Annotated in this window: 12 protein-coding genes; 5 read left to right on the top strand and 7 right to left on the bottom strand. The window is 61.8% G+C overall.

Annotated features, from left to right (window positions below):
- Positions 1-73: 73 nt before the first annotated feature.
- The gene (locus NUV89_RS23435) at positions 74-529 is read right to left on the bottom strand and encodes a DMT family transporter (protein ID WP_257783194.1); all 456 of its coding nucleotides are present in this window, start codon (positions 527-529) and stop codon (positions 74-76) included.
- Between the two features lie 4 nt (positions 530-533).
- Complete coding sequence (locus NUV89_RS23430; RefSeq protein ID WP_257783193.1) at positions 534-1,022, bottom strand: DMT family transporter; 489 nt, start codon at positions 1,020-1,022, stop codon at positions 534-536.
- A gap of 116 nt (positions 1,023-1,138) precedes the next feature.
- Between NUV89_RS23430 and NUV89_RS23425 the strand changes: the two genes are divergently transcribed.
- Entirely contained in the window at positions 1,139-2,071 is a 933-nt protein-coding gene (locus NUV89_RS23425) for a LysR family transcriptional regulator (protein WP_257783192.1), read from the top strand.
- 125 nt (positions 2,072-2,196) lie between these two features.
- Positions 2,197-2,445, top strand: a complete 249-nt coding sequence (locus NUV89_RS23420; RefSeq protein WP_257783191.1) for a type II toxin-antitoxin system Phd/YefM family antitoxin — start codon at positions 2,197-2,199, stop codon at positions 2,443-2,445.
- A 13-nt stretch (positions 2,446-2,458) separates the two neighbouring features.
- Here the strand turns inward: NUV89_RS23420 and NUV89_RS23415 are convergent, their stop codons facing one another.
- The 3 genes from NUV89_RS23415 to NUV89_RS23405 all read right to left on the bottom strand — a co-directional run bounded on the left by NUV89_RS23415 (position 2,459) and on the right by NUV89_RS23405 (position 6,234).
- Positions 2,459-3,778, bottom strand: coding sequence for an Nramp family divalent metal transporter (locus tag NUV89_RS23415; protein WP_257783190.1), 1,320 nt, complete (start codon positions 3,776-3,778; stop codon positions 2,459-2,461).
- 37 nt (positions 3,779-3,815) lie between these two features.
- Positions 3,816-5,369 carry a DUF726 domain-containing protein gene (locus tag NUV89_RS23410; RefSeq protein WP_257783189.1) on the bottom strand — a complete coding sequence of 518 codons (1,554 nt, stop codon included), beginning with the start codon at positions 5,367-5,369 and terminating at the stop codon, positions 3,816-3,818.
- 82 nt (positions 5,370-5,451) lie between these two features.
- Entirely contained in the window at positions 5,452-6,234 is a 783-nt protein-coding gene (locus NUV89_RS23405) for a helix-turn-helix domain-containing protein (RefSeq protein ID WP_257783188.1), read from the bottom strand.
- 104 nt (positions 6,235-6,338) lie between these two features.
- Here NUV89_RS23405 and NUV89_RS23400 point away from each other — a divergent pair, with 104 nt between their 5' ends.
- The gene (locus tag NUV89_RS23400) at positions 6,339-7,238 is read left to right on the top strand and encodes an EamA family transporter (RefSeq protein WP_257783187.1); all 900 of its coding nucleotides are present in this window, start codon (positions 6,339-6,341) and stop codon (positions 7,236-7,238) included.
- Here the strand turns inward: NUV89_RS23400 and NUV89_RS23395 are convergent.
- Both NUV89_RS23395 and NUV89_RS23390 read right to left on the bottom strand, forming a co-directional pair.
- Positions 7,232-7,537, bottom strand: coding sequence for an XRE family transcriptional regulator (locus tag NUV89_RS23395; RefSeq protein ID WP_124528340.1), 306 nt, complete (start codon positions 7,535-7,537; stop codon positions 7,232-7,234). The two genes, NUV89_RS23400 and NUV89_RS23395, sit on opposite strands and share 7 nt — an antisense overlap.
- Positions 7,530-7,895, bottom strand: coding sequence for a type II toxin-antitoxin system RelE/ParE family toxin (locus NUV89_RS23390; protein ID WP_257783186.1), 366 nt, complete (start codon positions 7,893-7,895; stop codon positions 7,530-7,532). Before NUV89_RS23390 ends, NUV89_RS23395 begins: the two co-directional genes overlap by 8 nt.
- A 231-nt stretch (positions 7,896-8,126) precedes the next feature.
- On the opposite strand from NUV89_RS23390, the gene NUV89_RS23385 reads away from it, so the two are divergent.
- Entirely contained in the window at positions 8,127-9,935 is a 1,809-nt protein-coding gene (locus tag NUV89_RS23385; protein ID WP_207047007.1) for a monovalent cation:proton antiporter-2 (CPA2) family protein, read from the top strand.
- Between the two features lie 72 nt (positions 9,936-10,007).
- Positions 10,008-10,562 (top strand): hypothetical protein, encoded by a 555-nt coding sequence (locus NUV89_RS23380; protein ID WP_257783185.1) that lies wholly within the window; start codon positions 10,008-10,010, stop codon positions 10,560-10,562.
- Positions 10,563-10,651 lie beyond the last annotated feature (89 nt).

The following is a 10,651-nucleotide window of genomic DNA, read 5'->3' as shown; positions in this document are numbered from 1 at the left end:
GGTTCAGTTGGAACATCCTTGGCTGACACACCGCTTTCGCGAGCAAGCCCGCTCCCACATTTTCTGACCGCGTTCAGTCAGCCTGGCGGGTGTTACTGCGATACATGAACACCAGCGCCAACGCCAGGCACAGCATCGCCACGATGCGGCTCCCCGACAGCTCAATCGCCGGGTTGCCCAGCCAGCCGAAGTTGTCGATCAACATCCCCATGCCCAACTGCCCAACGATCACCGCCACCGTCGCCACGGCCGTGCCCACAATCGGCACCGCGCCGACCATCACCAGCATGTACACCACGCCAAACAAGGCACCGGTCAGTTGCCATTTCGGTACCTCCAGCAGGCTTACGGCCTGGGCGGGTTCAAAGAAGAAAATCAACAGCGCCGTGGTCAGCGCGCCCACGGCAAAGGTCAGCAAGCTGCTGCGCAACACGCCCACCGTCTGGCCCAGGCGCCCGTTGATCGCGGCCTGCACACTCAACACTGCGCCGGCGGCAATCACCAGCACCAACAACAGAATCAGATTCATCGCCTTACCCTCGTGCAATCAAGATCAGTGCCGCCACAATCAACGCCAACGCAATCCAGCGTTCACCATTGACCCGCTTGCGCGCCGTGCCGAACCAGCCGAAATGGTCGATCAACACACTCTTGCCTACCTGCCCGGACAGAATCGCGATCATGGTCATGGCGATGCCGATATGCGGCGTGGCCAGGGTCAGCACCACCACGTACATCGGCCCCAGAAAACCGCCGATCAACTGCCAGCGCGGCAGGTCGGTCAACGCCGGGCCCTTTTGCGGACCGCTGAACAGCAGCAATAAGTACAAGATCGCCGAGCCGACGCCGAAGATGCTCAACGTCGCCCACAAATGCCCGACCTGCACACCCAACGGCCCCAGCAGCCCAGCCTCCACCGACAGGCCCATGCCCGCCAGGATCACCAGCGGCAGCAACAACAGCCGCAAAAGGTTTTTCTTCGGCACGGCCAACGCCGCGCCCTCGATAGAACTTGCCTGCATACATCACCTGCGCTTCAACAAAGAGACATGGCGCGCATTATCCGGTGGTGGTGCTGTGCGATAAATGGCAGCATGCGGACAACACCTTTGCGCAATACGCACAGTAGGGAGCCCCGATGCAGGGTTTGAATGAATTGAGTTTCAAGGCGCTGCGCCTGTTTGTGGCCGTGCTCGACCATGGCAGCTTTTCCGCAGTGGCCCGCCGCGAAAGCCTGGCGCCCTCCTCCATCTCCCGGCAGATCCAGCTGATGGAACAGGCCCTCGGCCAGCAATTGCTCTACCGCCACACCCGCGCGGTCAGCCCTACCGAAGCCGGGCGCCTGCTCGGGCATCACGCGCGCCTGCTGCTGGAACAATTGGAAACTGCCGGCCAGGCCTTGCAGGAACAAGAGCGTGAACCCAGCGGCCTGGTGCGCATCAACGCACCGATGGTGTTTGGCCAGCGCCACCTGTCGCCATGGCTGGGGGAACTGTGCCGGCGCTACCCCAAGTTGCAACTGGACATCCAGCAGACCGACACCTACGTCGATCCCCTGCAAGACGGCACCGACCTGCTGTTCCGCATCGGCGTGCTCAACGACTCGGGCATGCAGGCGCGCATCTTCGCGCCGCAGCGCTTTCGCATCGCCGCCAGCCCCGCCTACCTGGCCCGCCACGGCACGCCGCAACACCCCGACGAACTGGCCCACCACCAATGCCTGGCCTACAAAGGCATCACCGGCCAGCAACGCTGGTTCTTCCGCCGCGACGGCGGCGACTGGACGCCCTACAGCGTCAAGGGCCCGATCACCGGCAACCACGCCGACACCCTGACCCACGCCGCCGAACAAGGCCTGGGCCTGGTGGTGTTCCCGTCCTGGCTGATCGGCGAAGGCTTGCGCGCGGGCACCTTGCAGGCGGTGCTCACGGAGTACGAAGTGGCGACCACGCTGGAGCCGCAGCAGATTGCCGCGCTATGGCCGGGCAGTCGGCGGTTGTCGCTGAAGGTGCGCACGGTGATTGATTATTTTGTGGAGTGTTTTGGGGGGGTGCCGTATTGGGATCGGTGAGGTGTGTGGCGGTTGAGGACATTTCCGAGGATCAAAAGTAGGTTCGTTCTGATTTTCCGAGCCACTATTTTTAGTCGCCGCGCACTGCGTGCACACTCTGGCAACTTCCGTTTTGGAGAAACGCCATGACTGCGAAAAGCTCAACAACTACCGTCACACTGGTACAAGCAAAGGCCAATTTCTCAAAGCTGGTGCATCAGGCAAGTACTGGGCAGATCATCACTATCACCCATGACGGACGTGCGCTCGCACGTCTAGTCCCCATTCAACAACCACCTCGTCAGAGGATCGGTGCGATGAAAGGAATGCTGACTATCCCTGACGACTTCGACGCGCCTTTACCTGCCGACCTTTTGGACGCATTCGAGCAGTGAACTGGATCGATCATCAAAACACCCACTGCCCAATCAACCACCCATTCGCCCCACTGATTACCGCAAACAGCAACCAGGCCAACACCCGGGTCGGCAGCCGGTTCACAAACGGCCCCATCAGCTGTTTATCGCCGGTCATGCGGATCAACGGATACAACGCAAACGGCAACTGCAGGCTGAGCACCACCTGGCTGAGAATCAGCAACTTGCCAATGGCACCATCGCCCAGCAGCCATACCCCGAGAAACGCCGGGATCAACGCCAGCCCGCGGGTAATCAGGCGGCGTTGCCAGCACGGAATGCGCAGGTTGAGGTAGCCCTCCATAATCACTTGCCCGGCGATGGTGCCAGTGAATGTCGAGCTTTGCCCGGACGCCAGCAGTGCAACACCAAACAGGATGCTGGCAAACGCGCCGCCCACCAGTGGGTCGAGCAAGTGGTAGGCGTCCTGGATCTCGACCACGTCGGTGTGGCCGGTCTTGTAGAACGCCGCAGCGGCCAGCACCAGGATCGCGGCGTTGACCAGCAAGGCCAGGGCCAGGGAGCCGATGGTGTCGATGCGCGCCAGCTTGACCGCGTCCTGTTTGCTGGCGAGGTCCTTGCCGATCAGGCGGGTCTGCACAATCGAGGTGTGCAGGTAGAGGTTATGCGGCATGACCGTGGCGCCGAGGATGCCGATGGCCAGGTACAGCGGTGCAGCATCGCTGATGGCCGAGAGTGACGGCGTAAAGCCGCTCAACACATCCGGCCAGTACGGCATTATCAGCAGCAGTTCGATGAAGAAACACACGCCGATGGTCGCCACCAATGCCAGCATGATCGCTTCCAGGCGGCGGAAACCACGGTTCTGCAAGGCCAGGATCAGCAACGTATCGAACGCGGTGATGACAATACCGGTGGTCAGCGACACGCCAAGCAGCAGGTGAAACGCCAGGGCGCAACCGAGCACTTCGGCCAGGTCGGTGGCGATGATGGAGATTTCCGCCAACAGCCACTGGGTACGTGCGGAACGCTGGCTATAACGCTCGCGGCACAGCTGCGCGAGGTCCTTGCCGGTGGCGATGCCCAGCCGTGAACACAGGCACTGCACCGCCATCCCTGCCAGGCTGGCCAGCAGCACCACAAACAGCAGGCTGTAGCCGTAGCGCGAACCCGCCTCGATGGCCGTGGCCCAGTTGCCGGGGTCCATGTAGCCGATGGAAATCAACAGGCCGGGGCCGGCGAACATCAACATCCGCTTGAAGAACGAGGCCTTGGGGTCAACGGCAACGGAGCCGGCCACCTCCGGCGGGCAGAACGGGGCGGTGGCGATTTTCGGCAGGCTGAATTTCACGCGGTATTCCAGGCAAATGCATAGGACGGGAAGCTTATCAGTCGCACGCAACCGTGCGCATCACCGTGTCCCGGGGCAGGTCAAACGCTTCCACCACTTGCACCACCAGGTCCATTTCCTGATTCAGCGCCTCGCGCTCCATGCGCTGGCGGATCACGCCCACCACCAACACCGCCAGGGTGGTGATCGAATAGGCCGGGCCGGAAAACGCACGCACCCCGCTGACCAACAGCATCGCCGCCGCCAACGCCTGGCCCACCACCGGAATCGCCGTGGCCGCCCCGCGTCGCAGGATAAACCCGGTGAGCCCCGCCAACGCCGTGCCACTCAACGCGGTGGTGGCTGAGCGGCCTACGCTGAAGCGCGCGAACACCCCCTGCTCCTTTTGCGCCGCCGCTTGCAATTCGGCGTCGAAGGCCTGGCGGTCGGCGCTGTTGAGTTTGTCTTTGTACTGCTCGATCAGGTGTTCCGCGACCTGGGCTTCGATGTCTGCCAGCTCGACGGTATCGACGGGTTGTTCGAACTTGATTCCCAGCCGCTGCGCGACATCTTCGGCGATCTGGCGGTAACTCACGCCATGGCCCCGGGCGAGGTTCATAAAGCTGTCGCCGCCCATGCGCTGCAATTCGATGGCCAGTTTCAGCGGTTCGCGCACGCTGGCATCAATCGATGCACTGCGCTTTTGCGCCATCAGTTCGGCGAGGAACTTCAACTCGTCCGGCCGCGCCTGCACCAGCGCCGGGAACAGTTCCCCATCCTCCTCGGCAAACCGCACTTCGCTGCTGCGCTGGTCAGCGCGGATCATGCCGCGCCGTTCCTGCAACAGGTCGGTGTACTGCACCACGGTCTTTAACTGCGGCCAATACGCGGCATGATCGAAGGTGGCCAGGTGCACATTGCTCACCTTGGCCTTGAGGGCGGGCGTCAGCGGGATGGCGTAGCGACCGATGCAACGCTCGTTATCCGGCTTGATCGCCAGCGCCCAGTCCTTGCTGGAATGACAGTTGATGAGGCGCCCCTGGAGCGGCGCCGACACTTCATCCCACGGGCTCGACGTACAGATCGCCCCACCCATCAGCAGCACGTTGTTCAACGGCAGTTCGCGGGCCGTCTCCGGGCTGGCCAACAGGCTCTTGACCAGGATGCGCGCGCCCAGGGAATGGCCGACCAGGTTGATCCGCCGCACCGGCAAGGCTTCGGCGTGCAGGTAGTTGGCCAGCTCGGGCAGCAAGGTCTGGGCGACCTCATCGACACGCGCCTCGACACTTTTGTAATGGTCGAGAAAGTAGGCAATCGCCTTGCCCACCCCTACGGTGGCCGCGCCCAGGCCGCCACCGCCGAGCATCGCGCCGATCACTTCCTTGAACGGCGCGAACAGGTTTTCCAGGAAATGCCCGGCCGGCCAGAACAGCATCACATTGGTCGAGCCTTCGATGCTCGCCAGTTGCGCCGTGAAGTTGCCCAGTTGCTGGCGGTTGAAGAAGGCCGAGTAACCGTGAACGTAGAGATTGAGCACATCGCCCTGGGGCTCGCCACACATCACAAAAGTGGGCTTACGGGTGCGGTGCATTTCATCCCACTGGTGCTGCATGGGGCGGTGACTCCTGGTGGCGATGGACGGCGATAGTAACAAAGCGTGGCAGACACAGAGGTGAATCCTGACCGACGCGGCCTCAGAACAACGACGCAGCCTTGGATTTGGCCAGGTACCGCGCCGGGGAATCCCCCAGGTTGCGCCGGAACACCGAGGTGAACGCGCTGGAGCTGCTAAAGCCCAGCCCTAGCGCCACATCGGTGATCGTCGCACCGTGGCTGAGCCGCGCCGTGGCTTCCAGCAGGCACACCTGTTGGCGCCAGGCCACAAAGGTCATGCCGGTGTGCTCCAGGAACTGTCGGGTAAAGGTGCGCCGGCTCATGCTCGACCACGCGGCCATGGTGTCGAGGGCGATGGTCTGCGTGGGCGCGTCCAGGAAACGCTGGCAGGCCCGGGCCAGGCGCGGCTCTGCGGGCAACGGCGCGCTGAGGGGCAACTCGGGCATGGCGCCGATTTCATCCACCAGCAACGTCAGCACACAGCGCTGCCGAACACTGAGCCGCGCCGCCGGCTCGATCGTCAGTGCCGCTTCGAGCAGATGCCGCAGCAGCGGCGAAACTTCGAACACCTGGCAATGGCCCTGCAAACCCGCACGCCCGGCGGCTTCGTCGTCGAGGTAGGTGTTGAGCATGAGCACATCCCCGCGCATCTGCATTTCGTGGGGCACGCCGCCGGGCACCCAGATCGCGCGCTGCGGCGGCACCACCCAGTTGCCGAGGTCGGTGAACATCTTCAAGGCGCCGGTGGACGCATAGGCGAACTGCCCACGGGCATGGGTATGCCGCGCAAACACGGTGCCGGACGCGTATTCGTGCAGCGTCACCAGCGCTTCGGGGTCATTGTCAGTAAAGGTCGGGATCATGGCCCGATATTGTCAACATATGACCTGACATAGCAAGCGGGCCATTCATCGGCGACTTAACATCAACGCCCTGGAACACGCCCTTCGCGCTTAAGGAAAAGCCCATGCTGAAAAAACACCTGGCACTTGCCGTGCTCGTCACCCTGGTCTGGGGCCTGAACTTTCCGATCACCAAGCTTGGCCTGCGCGGCATCGATCCCTTTGTGCTCACCGGCATCCGTTTTGCCCTCGCCGCCTTGCCGCTGGTGTTTTTCATCCGCCGCCCGGCCGTGCACTTTGGCTATGTGGCAGCGTATGGGGTGATCTTCGGCTTGGGCATGTGGGGCGTGATCAACTACGGCATCCAGGTTGGCGTGAGCCCCGGGATCGCCTCGCTGATTATCCAGCTCAGCGTGTTTTTCACCCTTGGCTGGGGCGTAGTGCTGTTCAACGAAAACCTGCGCGACGCACAACTGGTCGGCGCCGGCCTGACCTTGCTCGGCCTCGCGGGGATCGTCGTCACCCAGGATGGCAGCCACGCGGTGCTGGGCGTCATGCTGATCGTCCTCAGTGCGTTTGCGTGGAGCGTGGGCAACGTCATCATCAAGCAGTCAGGCGTGAAGGAAATCTTTGCGTTCATGGTGTGGGCCAGCCTGTTTCCGCCGATCCCGCTGTTCCTGATGGCCTGGTGGCTGCACGGCAGCGCCGCGTTCGAAAGCCTGCCCGCCAGCCTCGACATGACGGCCATCGGTTCGATCCTGTTCCAGGTCTACCTGGCCACGCATTTTGCCTATTGGGGCTGGAATTCACTGCTCAAGGCGTACCCTGTCTCGACGGTGGCGCCCCTGTCATTGCTCATCCCCGTGTTTGGGATTGCCAGCTCGATGTTGATCATTGGTGAACGCGTCTCCACGCTGGAACTGATCTCGATGGCGATCATTCTGCTGGGGTTGGCGGTGGGGTTGTATCGCCGGCCGGTGACATTGAGCGCGAAAGACCAAGCACAGCCGGGCAACGCTCAGTAGGCAAAGTTGTCGATCTTGACCTGACCGTCCGGAAACGTCGCAATGATCTCCAGCTCGCCGCCCATCGCACGGATGTAGTCGCGCAATGTGCTGATGTACATATCCGTGCGCCGCTCCATCTTGGAGACAGCAGCCTGGTTGATATTCAATGCCTTGGCCAGGTTTTCCTGGCTCAACTGCTGAGCCTTGCGCAGCTCGTGCAGAGGCATTTCCTTTAGATGTTGCTGGAACAACTGCTTGGCTTCGGCCTGAGATTGCGGCGTCATGCGTGCTTGAAGTTCAGCGAATTTTTTAGCCATGGTTGTGGCCCTCTTTAGCCAATGCATCCAAATGTACGTCGTATAGCCTTTCGGCTAGCGGGACGTGTTTTTCATACCATCGGTTCTTACCGGTCTTCTCCCCACCGACCAGCAATAATGCGCATCGCCGTGGATCAAATGCGTACAACACTCGATAGGGGCGCCCTGTGTGCTGTATCCGCAGTTCACGCAGGTTCCCGTGCCGGGAGCCCTTGATGTCGCTGCTGTGGGGATAGCCCAAACCCGGCCCCAAAAAACCCAGAAGATCCACGCTGGCGGATACCGAAACCTGTTCCTTTTCACCCAGGCCATCCCACCAGTCTGCGAATTCATCCGTGTATTCAATGTCCCAGCCCATGCGAATATGCCACCCAAGGAATATAAACTCAAGGGCATAAAACTAGGTGATGAATGGGCCCGCCTCCACCCGCTGCGCCTGGACAATTGTTTGTACATCCTTCAGAAACATCCGCAGGACGGTAAAAAGAGCGCGACAGGCGCAGCACTCACCGCAAAAACACAATTTTCGACACGTAAAAAGCGCTCTAATACGCTCCTGTTGATTCGTTTCAAGATCCTGGAGTCCCCAATGCCCCATGAAGGCAACCTGTTACAAGCAGCCGTGGTGTTCCTGCTCGCCGCCGTGTTGACCGTACCGCTGGCCAAGCGCCTGCAACTGGGCGCGGTGCTCGGTTATCTGTTCGCCGGGGTGATCATCGGCCCGTCAGTCCTGGGTTTGGTGGGCAATCCGCAAAGCGTGGCGCAATTTTCCGAGCTGGGCGTGGTGTTGCTGCTGTTTATCATCGGCCTGGAGTTGTCGCCCAAGCGCCTGTGGGTGATGCGCAAGGCGGTGTTTGGCGTCGGGCTGGCCCAGGTGTTGCTCACCGGTTTGGTGATGGGCGTGGTGGCGTTGTGGCTGTTTGGCCAGTCGTGGAACAGCGCGATTGTGCTGGGCCTGGGCCTGGCGTTGTCGTCCACCGCGTTTGGCCTACAAAGCCTGGCCGAGCGCAAGGAGCTTAACCAGCCCCACGGCCGCCTGGCTTTTGCCATCTTGCTGTTCCAGGACATCGCGGCAATCCCGTTGATCGCCATGGTGCCGTTGCTGGCCGGCAGCGATCACCCCACCACCGAAGCCCAAGGCCTGCAACATGTATTGCAGATACTCGGCAGCATCGCCGTGGTGATTATCGGCGGGCGCTACCTGTTGCGACCGGTGTTTCGCATCGTCGCCAAGACCGGCCTGCGCGAGGTGTCCACCGCCACAGCGCTGTTGGTGGTGATCGGCACCGCGTGGTTGATGGAGCTGGTGGGTGTGTCCATGGCCCTCGGCGCCTTCCTTGCCGGCCTGTTGCTGGCGGATTCGGAATACCGCCACGAACTCGAATCCCAGATCGAACCCTTCAAGGGCCTGCTGCTGGGCCTGTTCTTTATCAGCGTGGGCATGGGCGCCAACCTCAGCTTGCTGCTCAGTTCGCCACTGCTGGTGCTCGGCCTGACCCTGTTGTTGATCGGCCTGAAGTTGCCGCTGCTGTACGCCGTCGGGCGCCTGGTGGGTGACCTCAACCGCGAAAGCGCCCTGCGCCTGGGCGTGGTGTTGGCGGCGGGCGGTGAATTTGCCTTTGTGGTGTTCAAGATCGGCCGCGACCAGGGCCTGTTCGAACCCCACCTCTATGACGTGCTGGTGCTGACCATCACGCTGTCCATGGCCGTGACCCCGCTGCTCCTGTTGATCTGCCCGAAGCTGTTCAAACCCAAGGTAAAACCGGTGGAAGTGCCCGAGGAGTACCGCACCATCGAAAGCGATGCGCCCCGCGTGGTCATCGCCGGCATGGGCCGCATGGGCCAGATCGTCGCGCGGATCCTGCGTGCGCAAAACATCTCGTTTATCGCCCTCGACACCTCGGTGGAAACCATCGAGCTGACCCGCAGCTTCGGCGGCATGCCGGTGTTCTACGGCGACCCGCAGCGGCCCGAGATCCTGCACGCGGCCAAGGTCGATCAGGCGGAATTCTTCGTGATCGCCATGGATGACCCGGAGATCAACATCAAGACCGCCGAACTGGTACGCAACCTCTACCCGCACATGAAGATCATCGCCCGCGCCCGTAACCGCCAGCACGTTCACCGCCTGGTGGACCTGGATGCATCGCCGGTGCGCGAAACCTTCTACTCCAGCCTGGAAATGAGCCGCCGCACCCTGGTCGGCCTCGGTTTGACCCAGGCCCAGGCCGATGCGCGCATCACCCGCTTCAAGAACCACGACCTGCAAGTGCTGGCCGCGCAACACGCGGTGTATGACGATGCGGCCAAGGTGATGCAGACCGCCCAGGAAGCCCGGGCGGAACTGGCGCGGCTGTTTGAGATGGACCGCCTCGAAGAAGAGTCCGACAAGGTGTAAGGCCCTGGGTGAACGATATTGCGAAATTTCTGACAGAATACGCCGCAATTTCGTTCACCCCTGGAGCGCTTCATGGCCACTTTCACCCCGACCGCCGCCCTGCTGGCCCTCGTGCTTGCCGCCGGCAGCGCGTTCGCCGCCACCCCGCCGGCCACACAGAGCATCTCCACCCTGGGCGGCAAATTCACCTTCAGCCTGCCCAAGGCCTACGTCGCTGACACCCTGCCTGTCAGCACGGCCGAAGACAGCAGCACAGCCACCCAGGGCACGCTGTACGCCAACCAGACCACAAAAAGTGTGGTGATCGTCGCCGAAACCGTGCGTACCGATAGGGTAAACATCGGGGATAACGACGCGCCATTCCTCGACGGTGCCGTGGCCGGTTTCGTCAAGGACCAGAGCGCTGCCCTGCCGGACTTCAAGAAGCAGAATGAGAAAAAACTGACCTTCAAGGGCCTGGGCTTGCGCCAGGTGGACAGCACTGCGACACAGGGCGGTGGCAAGACGTTGAACAGCACGTTCCTTGCTGGCTCGGGTAACCACATGCTGGTGATCCAGGCGATTTCCCGGGGCGATGATGCGAAGGGGCATGCCGAACTGGTGAAGCAGATTACGGGCGGCAAGTAACCCATTCGCTCAAGCAACACAAAACCAATTGTGGGAGCGGGCTTGCTCGCGAATGCGGAGTGTCAGTCAACAGATTAATTGGCTGATCC

The sequence above is a fragment of the Pseudomonas sp. 18.1.10 genome (assembly GCF_024655625.1).
In the GTDB taxonomy this organism is placed as follows: Bacteria; Pseudomonadota; Gammaproteobacteria; order Pseudomonadales; family Pseudomonadaceae; genus Aquipseudomonas.
Note: the sequence above shows the minus strand (reverse complement) of the source record. Positions and strands in the feature narration are given on the sequence as shown.